Raw genomic sequence first — 21,005 nt, forward strand, 5'->3', positions numbered from 1 at the left:
GATTCAGTTTAAACTTGCCCTATCCCTAACTTCTCCAGCTTTGACACTGTTTCTTGCAACAGCAGGATTATGGACATTGGCAGAGATATCAATTCCTTCGAATAGGTCGAATAGGATAGCTCAAGCTCAAAATATCGAAACTACAGGCGGTGCCGGTTCTAATGATTCTGGGGTTCCTCTCGCAGACGTAACAAATAGCATCTCAACGAATAGTGCAAACATTAGTGCGAACTCTTCAAGCATCTCGGTAAATAGCTCAAGCATTTCAGTAAATAGTTCGAGTATTAGTACGAACTCAGCGAGCATCTCGGCAAATAGTTCGAGTATCTCGGTGAACAGTTCGAGTATCTCGGTAAATAGCTCAAGCATTTCAGTAAATAGTTCGAGTATCAGTACGAACTCAGCGAGCATCTCGGCAAATAGTTCGAGCATCAGTACGAACTCAGCGAGCATCTCGACAAATAGTTCGAGTATCTCGGTGAATAGTTCGAGCATCAGTACGAACTCAGCGAGCATCTCGGCAAATAGTTCGAGTATCTCGGTGAACAGTTCGAGTATCTCGGTGAACAGTTCGAGTATCTCGGTGAATAGTTCGAGCATCAGTACGAACTCAGCGAGCATCTCGGCAAATAGTTCGAGTATCTCGGTGAACAGTTCGAGTATCTCGGTGAACAGTTCGAGTATCTCGGTGAATAGTTCGAGCATCAGTACGAACTCAGCGAGCATCTCGGCAAATAGTTCGAGTATCTCGGTGAACAGTTCGAGTATCTCGGTGAACAGTTCGAGTATCTCGGTGAATAGTTCGAGCATCAGTACGAACTCAGCGAGCATCTCGGCAAATAGTTCGAGTATCTCGGTGAACAGTTCGAGTATCTCGGTGAACAGTTCGAGTATCTCGGTGAATAGTTCGAGCATCAGTACGAACTCAGCGAGCATCTCGGCAAATAGTTCGAGTATCTCGGTGAACAGTTCGAGTATCTCGGTGAACAGTTCGAGTATCTCGGTGAATAGTTCGAGCATCAGTACGAACTCAGCGAGCATCTCGGCAAATAGTTCGAGTATCTCGGTGAACAGTTCGAGTATCTCGGTGAACAGTTCGAGCATCTCAGTGAACAGTTCGAGTATTTCTTCGAATTCAGCGAGCATCTCGACAAATAGTTCGAGCATCTCAGTGAACAGTTCGAGCATCTCGGTAAATAGCTCAAGCATTTCGGTAAACAGTTCGAGCATCAGTACGAACTCAGCGAGCATCTCGGCAAATAGTTCGAGTATCTCGGTGAACAGTTCGAGTATCTCGGTGAATAGTTCGAGCATCTCGGTGAACAGTTCGAGTATTTCTTCGAATTCAGCGAGCATCTCGGCAAATAGTTCGAGTATCTCGGTGAACAGTTCGAGTATCTCGGTGAACAGTTCGAGTATCTCGGTAAATAGTTCGAGTATCAGTACGAACTCAGCGAGCATCTCGGCAAATAGTTCGAGCATCAGTACGAACTCAGCGAGCATCTCGACAAATAGTTCGAGTATCTCGGTAAATAGTTCGAGTATCAGTACGAACTCAGCGAGCATCTCGACAAATAGTTCGAGTATCTCGGTGAACAGTTCGAGTATCTCGGTGAACAGTTCGAGTATCTCGGTAAATAGTTCGAGTATCAGTACGAACTCAGCGAGCATCTCGACAAATAGTTCGAGTATCTCGGTGAACAGTTCGAGTATCTCGGTGAACAGTTCGAGTATCTCGGTAAATAGTTCGAGTATCAGTACGAACTCAGCGAGCATCTCGACAAATAGTTCGAGTATCTCGGTGAACAGTTCGAGTATCTCGGTAAATAGTTCGAGTATCTCGGTAAATAGTTCGAGTATCAGTACGAACTCAGCGAGCATCTCGACAAATAGTTCGAGTATCTCGGTGAACAGTTCGAGTATCTCGGTGAACAGTTCGAGTATCTCGGTAAATAGTTCGAGTATCAGTACGAACTCAGCGAGCATCTCGACAAATAGTTCGAGTATCTCGGTGAACAGTTCGAGTATCTCGGTGAACAGTTCGAGTATCTCGGTAAATAGTTCGAGTATCAGTACGAACTCAGCGAGCATCTCGACAAATAGTTCGAGTATCTCGGTGAACAGTTCGAGTATCTCGGTGAACAGTTCGAGTATCTCGGTAAATAGTTCGAGTATCAGTACGAACTCAGCGAGCATCTCGACAAATAGTTCGAGTATCTCGGTGAACAGTTCCGAGTATCTCGGTGAACAGTTCGAGTATCTCGGTAAATAGTTCGAGTATCAGTACGAACTCAGCGAGCATCTCGACAAATAGTTCGAGTATCTCGGTGAACAGTTCGAGTATCAGTACGAACTCAGCGAGCATCTCGACAAATAGTTCGAGTATCTCGGTGAACAGTTCGAGTATCTCGGTAAATAGTTCGAGTATCAGTACGAACTCAGCGAGCATCTCGACAAATAGTTCGAGCATCTCGGTGAACAGTTCGAGCATCTCAGTGAACAGTTCGAGTATCAGTACGAACTCAGCGAGTATCTCGACAAATAGTTCGAGCATCTCGGTGAACAGTTCGAGCATCTCAGTGAACAGTTCGAGTATCTCGGTAAATAGTTCGAGTATCAGTACGAACTCAGCGAGCATCTCGACAAATAGTTCGAGCATCTCGGTGAACAGTTCGAGCATCTCAGTGAACAGTTCGAGTATCAGTACGAACTCAGCGAGTATCTCGACAAATAGTTCGAGCATCTCAGTGAACAGTTCGAGTATCAGTACGAACTCAGCGAGCATCTCGACAAATAGTTCGAGTATCTCGGTGAATAGCAGCAGTATTAGCGCGAACTCCTCGAGTATCTCGGTGAATAGCAGCAGTATTAGCGCGAACTCCTCGAGTATCTCGGTGAATAGCAGCAGCATTAGCGCGAACTCCTCGAGTATCTCGGTGAATAGCAGCAGCATTAGCGCGAACTCCTCGAGTATCTCGGTGAATAGCAGCAGCATTAGCGCGAACTCCTCGAGTATCTCGGTGAATAGCTCTAGTATTAGCGCGAACTCCTCGAGTATCTCGGTGAATAGCAGCAGTATTAGCGCGAACTCCTCGAGTATCTCGGTGAATAGCAGCAGTATTAGCGCGAACTCCTCGAGTATCTCGGTGAATAGCAGCAGCATTAGCGCGAACTCCTCGAGTATCTCGGTGAATAGCTCTAGTATTAGCGCGAACTCCTCGAGTATCTCGGTGAATAGCAGCAGTATTAGCGCGAACTCCTCGAGTATCTCGGTGAATAGCAGCAGTATTAGCGCGAACTCCTCGAGTATCTCGGTGAATAGCAGCAGCATTAGCGCGAACTCCTCGAGTATCTCGGTGAATAGCAGCAGCATTAGCGCGAACTCCTCGAGTATCTCGGTGAATAGCAGCAGCATTAGCGCGAACTCCTCGAGTATCTCGGTGAATAGCAGCAGCATTAGCGCGAACTCCTCGAGTATCTCGGTGAATAGCAGCAGTATTAGCGCGAACTCCTCGAGTATCTCGGTGAATAGCAGCAGTATTAGCGCGAACTCCTCGAGTATCTCGGTGAATAGCAGCAGCATTAGCGCGAACTCCTCGAGTATCTCGGTGAATAGCTCTAGTATTAGCGCGAACTCCTCGAGTATCTCGGTGAATAGCTCTAGTATTAGCGCGAACTCCTCGAGTATCTCGGTGAATAGCTCTAGTATTAGCGCGAACTCCTCGAGTATCTCGGTGAATAGCAGCAGTATTAGCGCGAACTCCTCGAGTATCTCGGTGAATAGCAGCAGCATTAGCGCGAACTCCTCGAGTATCTCGGTGAATAGCTCTAGTATTAGCGCGAACTCCTCGAGTATCTCGGTGAATAGCTCTAGTATTAGCGCGAACTCCTCGAGTATCTCGGTGAATAGCTCTAGTATTAGCGCGAACTCCTCGAGTATCTCGGTGAATAGCTCTAGTATTAGCGCGAACTCCTCGAGTATCTCGGTGAATAGCAGCAGTATTAGCGCGAACTCCTCGAGTATCTCGGTGAATAGCTCTAGTATTAGCGCGAACTCCTCGAGTATCTCGGTGAATAGCAGCAGCATTAGCGCGAACTCCTCGAGTATCTCGGTGAATAGCAGCAGTATTAGCGCGAACTCCTCGAGTATCTCGGTGAATAGCAGCAGCATTAGCGCGAACTCCTCGAGTATCTCGGTGAATAGCTCTAGTATTAGCGCGAACTCCTCGAGTATCTCGGTGAATAGCAGCAGTATTAGCGCGAACTCCTCGAGTATCTCGGTGAATAGCTCTAGTATTAGCGCGAACTCCTCGAGTATCTCGGTGAATAGCAGCAGTATTAGCGCGAACTCCTCGAGTATCTCGGTGAATAGCTCTAGTATTAGCGCGAACTCCTCGAGTATCTCGGTGAATAGCAGCAGTATTAGCGCGAACTCCTCGAGTATCTCGGTGAATAGCAGCAGTATTAGCGCGAACTCCTCGAGTATCTCGGTGAATAGCTCTAGTATTAGCGCGAACTCCTCGAGTATCTCGGTGAATAGCAGCAGTATTAGCGCGAACTCCTCGAGTATCTCGGTGAATAGCAGCAGTATTAGCGACGAACTCCTCGAGTATCTCGGTGAATAGCAGCAGCATTAGCGCGAACTCCTCGAGTATCTCGGTGAATAGCAGCAGCATTAGCGCGAACTCTTCGAGCATTAGCGCGAACTCTTCGAGCATTAGCGTGAACTCTTCGAGCATTAGCGTGAACTCTTCGAGCATTAGCGCGAACTCTTCGAGCATTAGCGCGAACTCTTCGAGCATTAGCGCGAACTCTTCGAGCATTAGCGTGAACTCTTCGAGCATTAGCGTGAACTCTTCGAGCATTAGCGTGAACTCTTCGAGCATTAGCGCGAACTCTTCGAGCATTAGCGTGAACTCTTCGAGTATTAGCGTGAACTCTTCGAGCATTAGCGTGAACTCTTCGAGCATTAGCGTGAACTCTTCGAGCATTAGCGTGAACTCTTCGAGCATTAGCGTGAACTCTTCGAGCATTAGCGTGAACTCTTCGAGCATTAGCGTGAACTCTTCGAGCATTAGCGCGAACTCTTCGAGCATTAGCGTGAACTCTTCGAGTATTAGCGTGAACTCTTCGAGCATTAGCGTGAACTCTTCGAGCATTAGCGTGAACTCTTCGAGCATTAGCGTGAACTCTTCGAGCATTAGCGTGAACTCTTCGAGCATTAGCGTGAACTCTTCGAGCATTAGCGTGAACTCTTCGAGCATTAGCGTGAACTCTTCGAGCATTAGCGTGAACTCTTCGAGTATTAGCGTGAACTCTTCGAGCATTAGCGTGAACTCTTCGAGCATTAGCGTGAACTCTTCGAGCATTAGCGTGAACTCTTCGAGCATTAGCGTGAACTCTTCGAGCATTAGCGTGAACTCTTCGAGTATTAGCGTGAACTCTTCGAGCATTAGCGTGAACTCTTCGAGCATTAGCGTGAACTCTTCGAGCATTAGCGTGAACTCTTCGAGCATTAGCGTGAACTCTTCGAGCATTAGCGTGAACTCTTCGAGCATTAGCGTGAATGCTTCAAATATTGCTGAAAATAGTTCGAGTATTGCGACTAATGCGGCTAATATCGCTGAAAACCGAGCTCTTATTGAACAAGCATTCGATGAGATTGAAGAGAATAGTTCTGGTATTTCGATAGCGCTTGCATTGTCTAGTTTGACTAAGGGCTTAGCTCCTGGTAAGCGGTATGGTCTTGGTGTTGCATTCGGTACATTCAAGAATCAGCAGTCGATTGCCATCAGTGGAACATTCTCATTCACTGACCCGAATAGCCCTGGACTTCAGGTGATCTTTAACACCGGTGTTGGTTTTGGTCTGAATAAGGACACATTTGGTGCCGCTGCCGGTTTATCGATTCAATGGTAATGAGCTTGCTTAATCGTTCACTTTCGAGAATCTGCTTAAAGGGATTGATTGGAGGGTTTCTCCTCCTTTCCTCCCCTTTCCTGAATTCCTCCTTGGTACTTGCTCAGTCTGAGGAAATACCAGCTTTAAGAGCTGCTATTACCAATGAAGCTGATCGAATATTTGTAAATACTTTGGTCAAATCCACATTGGTCGCTTTAAATCAAGCCAATCTAACTGAAAATTATTCAGTTTTACAAGCTCTCTCTTCTAATGCTTTCAAAGCCAATAATTCCGAAGAAGAATTAGCTGAAATCTTTAAAGCAATTCGAGAGTATGGTTTAGATTTCGCAGCTATAGTGGAATATCCAGCAGTATTTACTGTTGAACCAACTTTAGATACTCAGAATAATCTTCGGGTTGTTGGATATTTTGAAACTTCACCGTTAGTTGAGTTTGATTTGGTTTTCAACTTAGTTGATGGTCGGTTTTTAATAGATGGATTAACGGTTGCTATCAGACCGGTATCTAATGAAACTGGGAGTTAGTAATCTGAATCGGTTTTTCTCTTGAGTTGATCACATCAAAATTGAATACTGTAAATATCAACGGGATTTAGACAATTTGCTCTAAATCCTTTTTTCTTGGGAATTTGAGTTTGAGTGTTATGGATGTATGTCTGGATCTGAGTAAGGGGTTAATGACAGTAGAATGGAACGAAACTTTTTGATCTCTTTTAATAATTTTTTCATGTCTGAAATTGCGATCGCCAAAGAGAAACCAGATTGGGCAGGCGAAGATTGGCTCTCTCGTCTAGTAAATCTGTTGATTCGAACCAAGCCTCTTTATAACTTGATGAAATATCAAGCTCGTCAGGTACTCATTAAAACAGCGGAGAAGAATGGTATTCCGTGGCGACAGACTGTTAAAGATTTTGATAAAGATCAAGCAGAACAATGTTTTCAAGAGATTGTTGATCTAGAGCTTGATTACCCTGAGTATTACAATGTGCCTTTCCATGCATATGACGAAGGTAATTTATGTTGGAAAGCAGCTTTTGAGGCTGCTCCTGCGACAGAATCTATGGCATTGAGGGTGTGGAAAAATGAGCCACTGACTCCAGCTGTTGCCCAAGCGCGTTTGCGGAGTACGTTTCTGGAGGTGATGGCGGAGTATCTACCTGACCAGGTGAATGATGTTCTTGATATTGGCTGTTCTGTTGGGATTTCGACGATGGCTCTTGATACGTTTCTGAAAGAACGATCGCCACAAATCCAGACTGTCGGTTTAGATTTATCGCCATATATGTTGGCCGTGGCGAAAATCCGTGACTCTGAGAATAAAGTGCAGTGGCAGCATGGGAAGGCTGAGTCGACTGGATTTGTGGATAATTCCTTTGATGTGATCACAATGCAATTTGTGCTTCATGAGCTACCGAATCAGGCGACAAAAGATATTTTTCAGGAATGTCTGCGGATTTTGCGACCAGGTGGTTGTTTTGCCATTGTGGATAATAATCCGAAGTCACCTGTAATTCAGAGTTTGCCTCCAGCATTGTTTGTGCTGATGAAAAGTACAGAACCTTGGAGTGATGAATATTACACTTTTGATGTGGAAGATAATTTAAAACAGAGTGGTTTTGATTATTTGACCACTGTGCCTAGCGATCCTCGTCACCGTACGATTATTGCCCGTAAACCTCTTTAAATTGTTCTCAGAATGAAAATTGCGATCGCCCAGCTAAATCCCACTGTCGGAGATCTAGAAGGTAATGCTAATCAAATTTTAGAAGCGGCCAAAATTGCAGCGATCGCCGATATTCGTTTACTGCTGACTCCAGAATTATCCCTATGCGGTTATCCGCCCCGGGATTTGTTGACTCAGGCTGATTTTGTAGCGCGGATGCAGTATCAGTTGAATGACTTAGCTGCGCAAATGCCCCCAACAATTGCTGTGTTGGTGGGACTCGCAACGGTGAATGATCAAGCCGTTGCCAGTGGTGAAAAGCCATTACACAACAGTATTGCCTTGATTGATAAGGGCAAAGTGCAGCGTATTTTTCATAAGCAACTGCTGCCCACTTACGATGTATTTGATGAAGACCGTTATTTTGAAGCGGGCTCCATTTCCAATTGGTTTCATTTATATCCTGCCGCTGACCAGACCCAGCTTCACCCTGCCATCCCCATCAAAATTGGGGTGACAATTTGCGAAGACCTCTGGAATGACGACTCCTTTTGGGGCAAACGTAGCTATGAAGTAAATCCCCTCGAACAGCTTGCTGAGGAAGAGGTTGATTTTATCGTGAATCTCTCGGCATCCCCTTACACCATTGCAAAACAGCGTTTGCGAGAAGGGATGTTGCATCATGCTGCATGGCGCTACCAAATCCCAATTATCTATGCGAATCAAGTGGGCGGTAATGATGATTTGATTTTCGATGGTGGTAGTGTGGCGATGAATACTCAGGGCAAAATTGTTTGTCGTGCTCCTAGTTTTAAGTCGGTGTTGATGGCGCTGGAATTTGATAAATCCTTGCAAAATATTGGTGCTCTAAAAGAACAGATTTCTTGTAATTTCCACCAAACGATTACACCAGAATTTGACTGTGATGAAGCAGAGGTTTATCAGGCTCTTGTGCTAGGTCTTCGGGATTATGTGTGGAAATGTGGCTTCTCGAAAGTTGTGCTTGGTTTGAGTGGAGGAATTGACTCAGCTCTAGTGGCGGCGATCGCCACCGATGCTTTGGGAGAAGCTAATGTATTAGGGATTTTAATGCCATCACCATTTAGTTCAGAACATTCAGTGAGTGATGCTGTTGCTCTGGCCGAAAATTTAGAGATTAATCATCAGACGATTAAAATCCAGACCGGAATGGAAGCATTTGATCAGATGCTCGAACCACTATTTGCCGGTACGGAATTTGGGGTAGCGGAGGAAAATTTGCAGTCTCGAATTCGCGGTAATCTCCTGATGGCGATCGCCAATAAATTTGGTTATTTGTTGCTATCGACGGGCAATAAATCAGAAATGTCAGTGGGCTATTGCACCCTCTATGGCGACATGAATGGTGGCCTTGCTGTAATTGCTGATGTCCCGAAGTTGCTGGTCTTTAAATTATGTCGATGGCTGAACCGTGACAAGGAAGTGATTCCCGAAAATATTATTACTAAGCCCCCTAGTGCTGAGTTGCGTCCTGACCAAGTGGATCAAGATTCGTTGCCACCCTACGAAATTCTCGACGATATTTTGCAACGGATTATCCATAAAAATCAATCTACACCCGACCTGATTGAAGCGGGCCATGACCCGGATGTGGTCGCCCAAGTGTTTAGGCTTTTGCATCGTACCGAGTTTAAGCGTCGTCAAGCTGCTCCCGGTTTGAAAATTACAGATCGGGCTTTTGGAACAGGTTGGCGGATGCCGATCGCCTCACGTTGGTAATTGAGTGATTAATAAAAGAATTAGGTTTCGGGTTCGGAGGATTGCCAAGGAGCTGTGCCGAGATATTCGATTCCTTCTGGTGTCACATTAAAACGGCAAGGCAAAATTTCCACACCTGCGGCGATCGCCTCCCGAAATAGCTCACCATACTTTTTGTCTTTGCTATCGCCAGGGGCAAACCGATCACAATCGCCACGGTTAATGAAGTAGAGCATTACCGCCTTTGAGTCTGGCAGAATATCAATTAATTCCCGCAAATGTTTTTGGCCACGGGTGGTTTCTGTATCTGGGAAAAGAGCGAGAGAGCCATGGGTCCAAGTGGTATTTTTTACTTCGACGTAAATAGATGGTTCCTCGTCGCGGCTCAAGAGAAAATCAATGCGACTTTTATTGTCCTTGCCGTATTTCACCTCGGAACGTACCTTGTCATAACGTTCAGCTAGCTCTGAGATTAGTTTCTCGTTGAGCATTGCTTTAATGACGCGGTTCGGCAAATTTGTATTAACTCCCACCCAAACCGGTTCTGGCTCTGATAACTGAATCATTTCCCATGTGTAGGCTAGTTTGCGTTTGGGGTTGTCACTTTTCGAGAGCATCACTGGTGCACCAATTTGGCAGACACCAGTCATGGGGCCAGTGTTGGGGCAATGGGCTGTGACAATTTCGCCAGACTCTAGCTCAATATCGGAGAGAAAGCGTTTATAGCGTTTAACTAATGTGCCTGCAATCAGGGGTGGATAGCGATAAACGAGGGGGTTAGTCATAGAAAATTACGTCACTCGGGAAAGGGCGATCGCCCACAAAATCATCCTTGATCATCTATCGCTGACGACATCTAGGCAACTTTTACCTTAAATGGCAGAGATGTTCTATAGATTAAAACTTTGAACGCCGAGGAGATAACTACCTAACCCTAAAATTGTCAGAATGATGAATACTTGCCAAGCGCGACAGCCACATAGTTGTAAATCAAGATGGCAGAGCATTCCAGCGGAAACCAGCACAAAAAGTTTCGCAAAATGATGAAACCAGCAAATAATCAAAACAGCAGTGAATGCCCAGCCGAAGACTGACATAAATGCTCTCGTATCGGAGCGTAGCCAACTACCAAACAGAATTTGGACAATACGTAATGGTGCGGTCAAGATCACCATCAAAATAAAAACGAGTCCAGCCCCAAACCATTGACTCATCCGCAAGGCGATCGCCTCATTAATATCCCAAAGAAACCATTTTTGGTGGGCTAAAATCCAAGTTTGCCAATCGTCAAATAAACTGCCAGCGATCCAACCAAAGATGCCGTAGGTTAAACAAAATAAAGTTAGAGAAACCCACGGAATGTCCCGAATTTTGCCTGATGTCAGCCCCAACATACTGCAACCTATCTCAATACTTTTGATTTACTGGGAATCGCATTAATTCTCTATTTCCCACCATACCAGTCAATCCAAAAACGATTGGCGATCGCCCCTAAGAAAATTTTCTGTAAGTCTGCAAAATATCAAATCAAAACGTCAGAATTTACGCCTTTATCAAAACTAATATTTTGCTCATTACACTTATCCTTTAACCATGCAAAATTAGGGCAGATCAATTAAGGTAGTAAAAACTCGCAATCCCTGCCTGAACGATGGTCGCAACGTCACAATACACAGTTACATGGCACAGTGAAATCGCGGATATCCCCAAGGAAGTCTGGGATGCTTTGGCTCAACCCCTAAAAACCCCTTTTATGGAATGGGAATGGCTAAACAATATCGAAGTTTCGGGCAGTGTCGGTAACCGTTCTGGGTGGCAAGCCTGTCATTTATCGGTGAAGCGAGACGGCGAATTTGTGGCGATGGCTCCTCTCTACATTAAGGGTCATAGCTATGGCGAATTTGTATTTGACCATCAGTGGGCGGATTTATCCCATCGTTTGGGTCATGAATATTATCCGAAGATGGTGGGGATGACGCCATTTACTCCGGCGGTAGGCTATCGGTTTTTGATTGACCTCAGCGAAGATGAGATGGAAATTTGTCGGCTGATGGTGGCTGCCATTAATCAATTCTGTGATCGCCACCAAATTTCAGGCTGTAACTTTCTATTTGTTGACTCCGAATGGAAAGAAATAATGGAGCAATTAGGCTTTAGTGCTTGGTTACACCACGGTTATATTTGGGGTAATGAAAACTTTGAAACTTTTGATGATTATTTAGCTGTATTTACCTCGAATCAACGCAAAAATATTAAGCGCGAACGAAAGGCCGTTGATAAAGCTGGCTTGCAGATGAAAATTCTCGCGGGTGATGAAATTCCCGACCATTATTTTCCGCTAATTTATCGGTTTTATAGTAGTACTTGCGATAAGTTTTTTTGGGGTAGTAAATATCTTACAAAACGTTTTTTCTCGAATCTTGCCACTACCTACCGTGAACGAGTTGTTCTCGCCACTGCCTATACTGAAAGTGATGATCAGCATCCAGTTGGTTTATCGTTTTGTATCCGCAAAGATGAAAATATGTATGGCCGATATTGGGGGGCATTTGATGAATATGATTGTCTCCATTTCGAGGCGTGTTATTACCGACCGATTCAGTGGGCGATCGCCAATGGCATCAAACGCTATGATCCTGGTGCAGGCGGCAAACATAAACGGCGGCGTGGTTTCCCGGCTAGAGCGAATTACAGTTTGCATCAGTTTTATCAGCCCCGGATGCAGCAGATTCTCAATGCATACATTGGCGAAATCAATGAAATGGAACAGGCTGAAATCGATGCAATCAATCAAGATATGCCGTTCAATAAATCTGAAGTGCAGTTAGATATTTCCTAGACAAAAATTGCTTATTCAATCTCTAGGCGATCGCCAGATCTATCGATTAAAACAATATCCCACTGACCATTCTCTGCAATCTCATAAGCAATCGTAGAACCATCGGCACTGATGTTTGGATTACGTACTTCTTGGGTCGTATCCCTTGTTAGGTTTCGCTTTTGTTGAAACTCTCGATCGAAGAGATAAATATCCGATTCTCCCTGTCTACTAACCCCAAAAACAATATAGCGTCCATCTTCAGAAATCGAGGGTTGCGATGCAATTTCATTCAGTGAATTTAAGCCAGGTAAAAGAACTGTTTGGCGAGTATCAATCTCAAATAAATAAATATCCTGTGAGCCGTTGCGATCCGAAGCAAAAACAATATATTTACTGGCCACTTCGGGGTCAAGTTCGATGGATCGGCTATTAAGACTGCGCCCCCCCGGATCGAGCGGAAAATTGATAATGCGGGTTGAGCCTGCGCAACTGGATAAGGCGAAGGTAGTGCCGAGGAGAAGAATAAATGTTTGAAAACGGAGGTGTGACATCCGATCGTTTCGATAGTCCTCTTTTTAGTTTACGGTGCAGGGCGATCGCCCCTCCAGAAAGCGCGATAAATTTCAATATTTTTAGAGGCAAAAATCCATCAAAAATTCGCAATTACAGAATCAGCTTACTTATATAATGCGTGTCAATAAGACATTAGAGAAACGCGATGTTATCAAGGGTTTGGAGCGCGACCATTGTAGGGGTAGATGCCCTGAAAGTGGCCGTGGAAGTGGATATTTCTGGCGGCCTGCCAAAGATGATTATTGTTGGGTTGCCTGATGCTGCTGTCCAAGAATCCAGAGAACGAGTGAAAGCCGCGATTAAAAATGCTGATTTTGGCTTTCCTGTCCGCAAAATTTTGGTGAATCTCGCTCCTGCCGACCTCCGCAAAGAAGGGCCAAGCTTTGACCTCCCGATGGCTATCGGTATCCTCGCTGCGACAGAACAAGTTGATTTGACGGTATTGGATGATTTTTTATTCCTTGGGGAATTGTCATTGGATGGCACATTACGGACGGTGGCAGGCGTTTTGCCGATTGCAGCGGCAGCAAAACGGCTTGGCATTAAAAGGATGGTCGTACCTAAATCCAATGCTGAGGAAGCTTCTGTGGTGGAAGGTTTAGCGGTGTATGGTTGCAATGATTTAAAGGAAGTTGTTGAGTTGTTGGCCGATCCCAAAGCCCATAAACCCATTCAGTCTGATATGCGCCAAGCGATTCGGCGATCGCACTATTTTGTGCCCGATTTAAAAGATGTTAAAGGTCAAACCCATGCCAGACGAGCCTTAGAAATTGCGGCAGCGGGTGGCCATAATCTGATTTTTGTGGGGCCACCGGGTAGCGGAAAAACCATGTTGGCAAGGCGATTACCGGGGATTTTGCCACAGCTCAGTTTTGACGAGGCCTTAGAAGTTTCGCAAATTCATTCGGTGGCAGGTTTGCTCAAAGATCGAGGTACTCTCGTAACCGCTCGACCGTTTCGTTGTCCACACCATTCCGCGTCGGGGCCTTCATTGGTGGGTGGGGGCAGTTTTCCACGACCCGGTGAAATTTCTTTAGCCCATCGAGGAGTTTTGTTTTTGGATGAACTCACTGAGTTTAAACGCAACGTTCTCGAATTTTTACGACAGCCCCTTGAAGATGGTTTTGTGACGATTTCCCGAACGCGACAATCAGTAGAATTTCCGGCGCAGTTTACCCTTGTCGCGAGTACAAATCCCTGTCCCTGTGGATATTTTGGTGATCCGATTCAAGCTTGTAGTTGTAGTCCGCGATCGCGGGAGCAATATTGGGCAAAACTATCGGGGCCATTGATGGATCGTATTGATTTGCAGGTGGCAGTCAATCGTCTCAAGCCTGAAGAAATGATGCAGCAGAGCACTGGGGAAGAATCAAAGCCTGTGTCAGAAAGGGTAAATAATGCACGACAAATTGCCAACAAAAGGTTTAAAGACAACTCAAAAATTCACTGCAATTCAGAAATGAAATCAGCAGATTTACGAGAACATTGTGCACTAGATGATGCCAGCCGAAATCTCCTTGAAAACGCTATCCGAAAATTAGGTTTGTCAGCGCGGGCGATGGATCGAATTCTCAAAGTTTCCCGTACGATCGCCGACCTTGCTTCAGCTCCAAATATCCAAACGGCGCATATTGCTGAAGCCATCCAATATCGCACCATTGATCGTATGACTTAGGTTGATTTATGAGTTCTTACCAAGGAAGAATGTCGCCATTTGCGTGCCAAAATGTCCCCGTATTATCGAGATTAAGATTATCAATATGTGCGAGTAAACCCTCGACAGATTGTTTGGGTGTAATGCCCCTTTGATTAAAATTAGTCATTCTTGTTTGGACTAACCCCGGATGAAGAATCGCTACAGAAATACCGCGTGGTTTGAGATCAATTGCCAAAGATTTTCCAGCCATAGAAACGGCAACTTTTGACATTCTATAGCCATAGGAACTGCCTGATGTGTTGTCCTCAATTGACCCCATTCGACTGGTCATAATAATTATTTTTGCGTTTTCAGCGAGGTTAGGAAGGAGTGCCGCAGTAAAGCGTAATGTGCCAATGGCATTAACTTCAAATTGGCGTCGAATGCTTTCAAAATCTAAGTTCTCAAGGCTATTACGCTCGACGATCGCCGCATTATTAATCAGCACATCGATGGGAATGTCGGTAGTGGTGCACTAGTAATGGTTGTGGAAGAATAGGGGCAAGATTAAACGTCAAGTCTCACCGTGCTCACTTGCCCTCAATGTCAGTCTCCCAGCACCATTAAATATGGTCACACCCATTCGGGAAAGCAGCGCTATCGTTGCCATGAATGTGGTCGCCAGTTTGTGGAACATCCTGCCCACCCTCCCATTGCAACTGACACTCGTCAATTGATTGACCGTCTCCTATTAGAACGTCTCTCTCTCGCTGGTATCACTCGTGCCACAGGGGTCTCTCTGCGCTGGCTACAGTACTATGTCAATGCCAAATTAGAGACTGTGCCTCACGAGTTACCTGTGACTCAAAAAAAAGAGGGCAACTGACCATCGAAATGGATGAATTGTGGTCTTTTGTCGGTAGTAAAGGTGAGAAAGCATGGATTTGGCTGGCTCTTGACCGAGACACCCGAGAGGTGGTGGGATATGCCATCGGAGACCGTAGTCAAAAGACTGCGAAACAATTATGGGATTCTCTGCCTCCTGTGTATCGTCAGTGTGCGCTGGTCTACACCGATTATTGGGATGCCTATGGCTGTGTCTTACCGAGTAAACGTCATCGAGTTGTGGGCAAGGAGACTGGACAAACAAATCATATTGAGAGATTCAACAACACTCTACGTCAGAGAACGTCCCGCTTAGTCCGTCAGGCACTTTCCTTCTCGAAGAAGTGGGAAAACCACATTGGAGCAGTGGTCTATTTTCTCAGACACTATAATCTCTCTCTTCAGTTATGACCATTACTTGTGCATCACTACCGGGAATGTCTTGTAATTTTTTCGCTAAAGTCTGTACGGATTCTTCAGAAGTAATATCAACTCCAGTTTCTATCTGGATGCCTAACTCTTCTAACTCTGAAGAACTCTCACGACAGATGGCGATCGCCTGATCACCACGTGCGCTGATTTGACGGCAATATTCCAAACCGATACCACGATTTGCGCCTGTGATGAGATAGGTTGCCATAAACTTTCCCTTGGCATTTAGTCTGTCTAATCATAATGGCAACAAGAGTCTATCCGAAGAGCGTCATATGGATTCAATAGGTAATGTCTTGGTTTTGGGTTGGAGATAACCGAGAGCAATGCTTGTAACTAACCCGAAGATTGTGCCTCCAATCACCCCTGTGATCAGGGATAAATGAACGGGTAAAATCGTATCCGATGAGGAAAGGGATTCTGTGAAGAGTCCCGTGATGATAAAGCTCGAAAGTGACCAGGCGATCGCCCGCCCAGCGATATTGACGAAACCCCATAGTCGAAGATCTTGTGCGTGGAAAAACAAGACGAATGATTGGGCGAGACTGATACCTAGCCCAACAAAACTCCCGAAGATTAAACAAATTATTTCTGCGGAAGCAGGATTAAGAAATTCGAGATAGTTAAACATTACAAATAGAGCGCCCCAAATCCCTGCATACCCTCCCAGGATGTTTGCAAGTATCCATTGCCAATAGCGTAATTTGGGAAGTTTGTTTTTTAGGGTGATCGCCTGACAGATTCCGGTAATACTCCCAACGATTAATCCCGATAACCACAACATTTCGATATTGAAATCAGAGATTTTTGCTGATAGACAAATCGTCGTTGCAATACCAAAACCAAGCGCGTTAAAACCAACCCATTGCCGAAATAGCTTGGGCTCTAAACTAAACTTTTGCCGAGCCATTAGACCTCTTGATAGAGAGATTAGAAAATGAATTTATCGAGGCGATCGCCTAAAACATCAAAACGAAACTATGGCATTTCGAAGATTAGACTCACTTTTTGATTTCGACCAAAATCAATGCGATCGCCATTTTTGATCGTCGTTTTTTGTTTTGGTGCTAATTGCTGGCCATTAACGAAGGTGCCATTAGAACTGCCAACATCGAGGAGATAATACTCTTGACCATTTTCCGTCCAGAGATTGGCATGCATCCGCGACACCACATCACCATCTGGATAGCGCGACAGATCAATTTCTGTCGTGACTTGATCATTAGGCTTACCAATATGAACAATCGAGGTATCGGGAATCGGTAAAAGACTGCCCGTTTGCACATGGCGAAGTTGGGGACGAATAGACTGCATTCTGGTTTCGCCTGCAACTTCTTGGATCGCTTGCATCCGCGTTCCCTCATCCATTGAAATCGTTGCAGCTTCTAGGGCAGGCATCCCCAGCTCTTCTTTGACGGCGACATGGGCATCCCGAATTAGATGAGTGGCGACCGTTTGAATACCTGTATGTTCAAAATAGTTTGTGGTTTGGTCGAGAAAAGCTGCGACAAAATCGAGATTATCATCCGCAAATTTAATAAAGCTGCCAACATGACCAAACACAGAACTCTGGGTTACCCCCGTCTGATCAATAAGTTCCTGCATCCAATCCCTTACCGCTTCAAAGTTTTCGCTGAGGAAACTGATTTTAGACTTATTGTCATCACCGGGCAATGCAGAACCGAGAACGGTATAGCCAGTGTTTTGTTGAATTTCTGATTGATCAGAACTGCCAACAAAATTATGAACTTTTTCGAGAAAGTCAGGGCCGAGAGGTAATAAGCCATCGACACAAACAAGGGTTGCCATACGTACTAGTGCTGCACCTTGATAGTTCTCGCGAAGAGCCTGCACAAAGAGTTTGGGATTTGCCTTAGGAATGCCGTTGAGTTTGCAATAGGCCAGGATTTCAACGGAAATTTTTAAGATAAGATCAATGGTCTGGCTGGTGTCGGCTTTCGGAGTGATTTTTTCGAGAAAACCCAACAATCCAATTTTCTCACCAATTTTATTTGCTAGTGCCGCTGTCCCAAGGGCTGTGTCAGCTTTATCAATGGTTTGGTAGAGGGAAATAGCGCCTTTATAGCCATTTTTTTTGTCGTCATACAGGGCGATCGCCTTATCTCGAACACGCTGTACCATTGCCGGATCTGTTTCTTTGGTGATGGAACGAATCGCATCGTCAAAGCTGTTGACATTTACCCACTCGCCGGGGAAGACAAAATCTAGAGCATTTAAAACTTTTGTGGTGATATTGTCCTCAGGGAGCTGATCAACTAAGGTCACAATCGATTTTGCCATGGTCGTCTTTTAATATTCCGTGAAATAAACAGTTGTCGAAAGTATGTTGAGGCACCATAGAAATGCTTTGATTTCAGCCTGCACCTCTTTGCCAATGCTAGCACCAGATTTTTTGGCGATCGCCTTGGACGTTTGTATAGAAATAATTCAAAGTTGATGCGCGCCATTCCTGAAAATCCTGTGGCTTTCCCTATTCACCATCGATATTCTCGATCAATGAAGTCGTCTATTGGATGATCGCCCGGGTTTAAGGTCTTGGTGGCGAACTGAAACTGATGTTTACTATGGAAGAATTGCCTAATGTATTGAATAATACCGTTGATATACTGGGGTAAGGACGTGATTTCAATTCATAATTTCACGAAGAGCTCAGTCGTCTCGCGGAACTTATCTGGCAAAACTTTAGTCAAAAATTCCGACTTTCTCTCTCAAGCTTGAAGTAATTCTATGTATCAGTACGTGGCGATCTGATTTATGCCAGAAGACGGCAAGACTAAATTAAATCTAAAACAGCAACTCAGTGCTAAAGCAACAAGGGCGATCGCCGCAATGGTGGTTTCAGTTGGAGTTGTTAGTACTATTGCATTGGTCACCACTGATCGCCAATTGACTCTTAAACAAGAAGAGAAAATTGCAACAGAAACTCTCTACCGTATAAAGGCAAATCTACGCCAAGCTTTGCTAAAACGGGTCAATTTAACCATTGCCCTTAGTGCATTTTGGGAAAGTCATGACGAAACAATTAATCTCGAAAATCCTGCTGAAGAACAACTGTTTCGGGAACAATTCGATGATTTTGGTGCAGCTCTGGATGAGCAAGTAAATGGTATTTTAAGCCTCCAACTTGCACCAGACGGCATCGTTACATACATCACCAACTTGGAGCGTAATAAGCAAGCCATTAATCATGATTTGTTTGGAGATCCGTCTCGTCGAGGGCAAGTACTTGACGTTATCAGTCAGCGTGGTGTGATTATTGCGGGTCCCATTGAATTGGTGCAGGGTGGACAGGGTCTGATTGCTCGAAAAGCTATTTTTACGAAATTAGGAGCGTTTTCTCCACAACGATATGTTGAAGATAAACAGATCTCACGACAGGAGAAATGGTTACAGTCTATTCCCAGTGATTTTTGGGGGTTTGCGACCACGGTAATCGATGTCGAAACCTTGTTTGAAGAAGCTGGTCTCAATGATTTACCAACTCAGTATCGTTATGCGTTGCGTGGTCGCCATGGCATGGGAAATGAAGGTGAAATTTTTTGGGGTGATGCCGATATCTTTGATGATTTATCCGTGAGCGCAGTTGTCTCTCTACCGAACGGTGAATGGATATTGGGTATTCAGACGAGTACTTCTCCTTGGCTATGGGTACGCTCTACCTTGATTTTTGTGACAGGAATCGGAGCCTCACTCATGTTAGGTCGAGGGATTTTGCAAGGTTATGAGCGGGAAAAGGCGATCGCCCAAAGTCGAACGAAGGATGAATTTTTAGCAACTATTAGCCATGAGATTCGCACCCCTCTCAATGGCATCATCGGCGTTAATAGTTTATTGATCGAAACTCCGCTTAATGAGCAGCAACGCCAGTTTGCTCAAACGATTAAAACAAGTGGCAAACATCTCTTAGAAATCGTGAATGATATCCTCGATTTTTCGAAGATTGAAGCCGAACATTTAGAGCTTGAAATAAAGCCTTTTGAGTTACATAAACTGATTAGCCAACTGAGTAAACCCATTGAGTCTCAGGCAATGGTGAATGAGCTCAAATATCAGACGGCGATCGCCCCAGAGATTGCACCGATTATTGAGGGCGATGTAAAACGTATTCACCAAATTTTGATCAATTTGTTAACCAACAGCATCAAATTTACCCATGCAGGAGAAATTCGTTTTGCAGCGTCCCTTGTGAAAGCGCCGCGCAATAAACAAGTGTTGCAATTTGAGGTGGCAGATACTGGTATTGGCATTAAGCCTCAAGATAGAAAGACGCTGTTTAGCCCTTTTATCCAGGCTGATTCTTCTGTCACCCGTAAATATGGTGGGACTGGATTAGGGTTGTCTATTGCCAAGCGTCTTTGTGAATTGATGGGTGGACGTATTTGGTTTGACAGTGAACTTGGCCAGGGCACAACATTTTATGTACAGATTCCTTATATCGTGGGTGATGCAGAAGCGAGTACAGTCTCTGAGCTCCGTAAAACTGACGTTGCAGTATTGCCGCAACAACAATTAAGTGCTCCAAAACAGCCCACTAAAACAACCTCTATTTTGGTTGTGGAAGATGTCAAATTAAATCAAATCATTATTTGTTCGATGTTGACGAAGTTGGGATTTGAAGCAGACTTGGCCGAGAATGGTTTAGAGGCGATCGCCGCCCTAAATAAACGAGCATATGATGTGGTCTTAATGGATTGGCATATGCCGAAGATGGATGGCATTACGGCGACAAAAAAAATTCGTGAACTTCAGGATATCGTGCCACAACCTTGGATTATTGCAGTAACTGCGAGTGCCTCTCCTGAAGATCGACAAACCTGTCTTGATGCGGGTATGGACGATTATCTCAGTAAGCCCCTGACCCTCGAACAGCTGACACCTGTTATTGAGCGATCGCCTTTAGAAATTGACGCAGATCTACAAACCTTTCTTCAAGAGCCTTCCAAAAAAAGCCATGACGACAATTATTGATGAGCAAAAGTGGCAGAGTTTTATCTCGCATGTTGCCAATGGAAATAGCGAGTTTATTGTTGAATTGATCGATGAATATCTCGTTCAGCTTAATGACACTCTTCAACAAATTGAACAGGCGATCGCCATCGAAGATTTTGCTCAAGTTCGTTCCTGTGCCCATATGCTGAAAGGCTCCAGTCCAAGTTTAGGAGGGGTTCAGCTCGGTGAACTCTTTGCAAAACTCGAAGCCGCAGCAAAATTATCAGATCTTCCTCAACTCAGACAATATTTTTCTAAAGTTGAAATTATGGCGATCGCAGTCCGTGAAGACCTACAAGAACGCCAACATAATATGGTTAAATAGCT

Annotated in this window: 19 protein-coding genes; 9 read left to right on the forward strand and 10 right to left on the reverse strand. The window is 44.8% G+C overall.

Annotated features, from left to right (window positions below; all coding sequences use genetic code 11):
• Nucleotides 1–126: 126 nt before the first annotated feature.
• Genes LEPTO7376_RS15090 through LEPTO7376_RS26510 form a run of 3 tightly spaced genes read right to left on the reverse strand, consistent with a single transcriptional unit; the run spans nucleotide 127 to nucleotide 5,558 of the window.
• Entirely contained in the window at nucleotides 127–2,196 is a 2,070-nt protein-coding gene (locus LEPTO7376_RS15090) for an Hpt domain-containing protein (RefSeq protein WP_015135029.1), read from the reverse strand.
• Complete coding sequence (locus LEPTO7376_RS26505) at nucleotides 2,186–2,785, reverse strand: hypothetical protein (protein ID WP_015135030.1); 600 nt, start codon at nucleotides 2,783–2,785, stop codon at nucleotides 2,186–2,188. Before LEPTO7376_RS26505 ends, LEPTO7376_RS15090 begins: the two co-directional genes overlap by 11 nt.
• Nucleotides 2,775–5,558 (reverse strand): hypothetical protein, encoded by a 2,784-nt coding sequence (locus LEPTO7376_RS26510; protein ID WP_015135031.1) that lies wholly within the window; start codon nucleotides 5,556–5,558, stop codon nucleotides 2,775–2,777. Before LEPTO7376_RS26510 ends, LEPTO7376_RS26505 begins: the two co-directional genes overlap by 11 nt.
• On the opposite strand from LEPTO7376_RS26510, the gene LEPTO7376_RS15100 reads away from it, so the two are divergent.
• The 4 genes from LEPTO7376_RS15100 (at nucleotide 5,542) to LEPTO7376_RS15115 (ending at nucleotide 9,342) form a co-directional block, all read left to right on the forward strand.
• The gene (locus LEPTO7376_RS15100) at nucleotides 5,542–5,919 is read left to right on the forward strand and encodes a YadA-like family protein (RefSeq protein ID WP_160148474.1); all 378 of its coding nucleotides are present in this window, start codon (nucleotides 5,542–5,544) and stop codon (nucleotides 5,917–5,919) included. The two genes, LEPTO7376_RS26510 and LEPTO7376_RS15100, sit on opposite strands and share 17 nt — an antisense overlap.
• Before the next feature lie 92 nt (nucleotides 5,920–6,011).
• The gene (locus tag LEPTO7376_RS15105; protein WP_160148475.1) at nucleotides 6,012–6,446 is read left to right on the forward strand and encodes a hypothetical protein; all 435 of its coding nucleotides are present in this window, start codon (nucleotides 6,012–6,014) and stop codon (nucleotides 6,444–6,446) included.
• Nucleotides 6,447–6,648: 202 nt separating this feature from the next.
• Entirely contained in the window at nucleotides 6,649–7,605 is a 957-nt protein-coding gene (locus LEPTO7376_RS15110; RefSeq protein ID WP_015135034.1) for a class I SAM-dependent methyltransferase, read from the forward strand.
• Between the two features lie 12 nt (nucleotides 7,606–7,617).
• Nucleotides 7,618–9,342: an NAD+ synthase gene (locus LEPTO7376_RS15115; protein ID WP_015135035.1), complete on the forward strand. Its 1,725-nt coding sequence runs from the start codon at nucleotides 7,618–7,620 to the stop codon at nucleotides 9,340–9,342.
• Between the two features lie 20 nt (nucleotides 9,343–9,362).
• On the opposite strand, the gene sfsA is transcribed toward LEPTO7376_RS15115, so the two are convergent.
• Together sfsA and LEPTO7376_RS15125 are read right to left on the reverse strand one after the other, a co-directional pair.
• Nucleotides 9,363–10,106, reverse strand: coding sequence for a DNA/RNA nuclease SfsA (sfsA, locus tag LEPTO7376_RS15120; RefSeq protein ID WP_015135036.1), 744 nt, complete (start codon nucleotides 10,104–10,106; stop codon nucleotides 9,363–9,365).
• A 105-nt stretch (nucleotides 10,107–10,211) separates the two neighbouring features.
• On the reverse strand, nucleotides 10,212–10,715 hold the full coding sequence (locus tag LEPTO7376_RS15125; RefSeq protein WP_015135037.1) for a hypothetical protein: 504 nt from the start codon (nucleotides 10,713–10,715) through the stop codon (nucleotides 10,212–10,214).
• A 257-nt stretch (nucleotides 10,716–10,972) separates the two neighbouring features.
• Between LEPTO7376_RS15125 and LEPTO7376_RS15130 the strand changes: the two genes are divergently transcribed.
• Nucleotides 10,973–12,160 carry a GNAT family N-acetyltransferase gene (locus LEPTO7376_RS15130; RefSeq protein ID WP_015135038.1) on the forward strand — a complete coding sequence of 396 codons (1,188 nt, stop codon included), beginning with the start codon at nucleotides 10,973–10,975 and terminating at the stop codon, nucleotides 12,158–12,160.
• An 11-nt stretch (nucleotides 12,161–12,171) separates the two neighbouring features.
• Here the strand turns inward: LEPTO7376_RS15130 and LEPTO7376_RS15135 are convergent, their stop codons facing one another.
• A complete protein-coding gene (locus LEPTO7376_RS15135) occupies nucleotides 12,172–12,693 on the reverse strand; it encodes a TolB family protein (RefSeq protein WP_015135039.1) in 522 nt (173 codons plus the stop codon).
• A gap of 167 nt (nucleotides 12,694–12,860) precedes the next feature.
• Between LEPTO7376_RS15135 and LEPTO7376_RS15140 the strand changes: the two genes are divergently transcribed.
• Nucleotides 12,861–14,390, forward strand: coding sequence for a YifB family Mg chelatase-like AAA ATPase (locus LEPTO7376_RS15140; protein ID WP_015135040.1), 1,530 nt, complete (start codon nucleotides 12,861–12,863; stop codon nucleotides 14,388–14,390).
• Nucleotides 14,391–14,406: 16 nt separating this feature from the next.
• Here LEPTO7376_RS15140 and LEPTO7376_RS15145 read toward each other — a convergent pair whose 3' ends face one another.
• Nucleotides 14,407–14,859 carry an SDR family NAD(P)-dependent oxidoreductase gene (locus tag LEPTO7376_RS15145; protein WP_264308902.1) on the reverse strand — a complete coding sequence of 151 codons (453 nt, stop codon included), beginning with the start codon at nucleotides 14,857–14,859 and terminating at the stop codon, nucleotides 14,407–14,409.
• A gap of 78 nt (nucleotides 14,860–14,937) precedes the next feature.
• Here LEPTO7376_RS15145 and LEPTO7376_RS24905 point away from each other — a divergent pair.
• Nucleotides 14,938–15,647, forward strand: a protein-coding gene (locus LEPTO7376_RS24905; RefSeq protein ID WP_225901104.1) for an IS1 family transposase whose coding sequence is annotated in 2 segments (ribosomal slippage) — nucleotides 14,938–15,217 and nucleotides 15,217–15,647 — 711 coding nt in all. Because the reading frame shifts where the segments join, the coding sequence is not laid out codon by codon here.
• Here LEPTO7376_RS24905 and LEPTO7376_RS15160 read toward each other — a convergent pair.
• The 3 genes from LEPTO7376_RS15160 to LEPTO7376_RS15170 all read right to left on the reverse strand — a co-directional run bounded on the left by LEPTO7376_RS15160 (nucleotide 15,616) and on the right by LEPTO7376_RS15170 (nucleotide 17,969).
• Nucleotides 15,616–15,876, reverse strand: coding sequence for an SDR family NAD(P)-dependent oxidoreductase (locus LEPTO7376_RS15160; RefSeq protein WP_041763690.1), 261 nt, complete (start codon nucleotides 15,874–15,876; stop codon nucleotides 15,616–15,618). The two genes, LEPTO7376_RS24905 and LEPTO7376_RS15160, sit on opposite strands and share 32 nt — an antisense overlap.
• Before the next feature lie 63 nt (nucleotides 15,877–15,939).
• Complete coding sequence (locus LEPTO7376_RS15165; protein ID WP_015135041.1) at nucleotides 15,940–16,578, reverse strand: hypothetical protein; 639 nt, start codon at nucleotides 16,576–16,578, stop codon at nucleotides 15,940–15,942.
• Between the two features lie 68 nt (nucleotides 16,579–16,646).
• On the reverse strand, nucleotides 16,647–17,969 hold the full coding sequence (locus LEPTO7376_RS15170; protein WP_015135042.1) for an FHA domain-containing protein: 1,323 nt from the start codon (nucleotides 17,967–17,969) through the stop codon (nucleotides 16,647–16,649).
• 474 nt (nucleotides 17,970–18,443) lie between these two features.
• Between LEPTO7376_RS15170 and LEPTO7376_RS23700 the strand changes: the two genes are divergently transcribed.
• Nucleotides 18,444–20,657 (forward strand): ATP-binding protein, encoded by a 2,214-nt coding sequence (locus tag LEPTO7376_RS23700; protein WP_015135043.1) that lies wholly within the window; start codon nucleotides 18,444–18,446, stop codon nucleotides 20,655–20,657.
• Complete coding sequence (locus LEPTO7376_RS15180; RefSeq protein ID WP_015135044.1) at nucleotides 20,641–21,003, forward strand: Hpt domain-containing protein; 363 nt, start codon at nucleotides 20,641–20,643, stop codon at nucleotides 21,001–21,003. The genes LEPTO7376_RS23700 and LEPTO7376_RS15180 overlap by 17 nt, the downstream gene beginning before the upstream one ends.
• Nucleotides 21,004–21,005: the final 2 nt, after the last annotated feature.

This window comes from [Leptolyngbya] sp. PCC 7376, assembly GCF_000316605.1.
GTDB lineage: Bacteria > Cyanobacteriota > Cyanobacteriia > Cyanobacteriales > MRBY01 > MRBY01.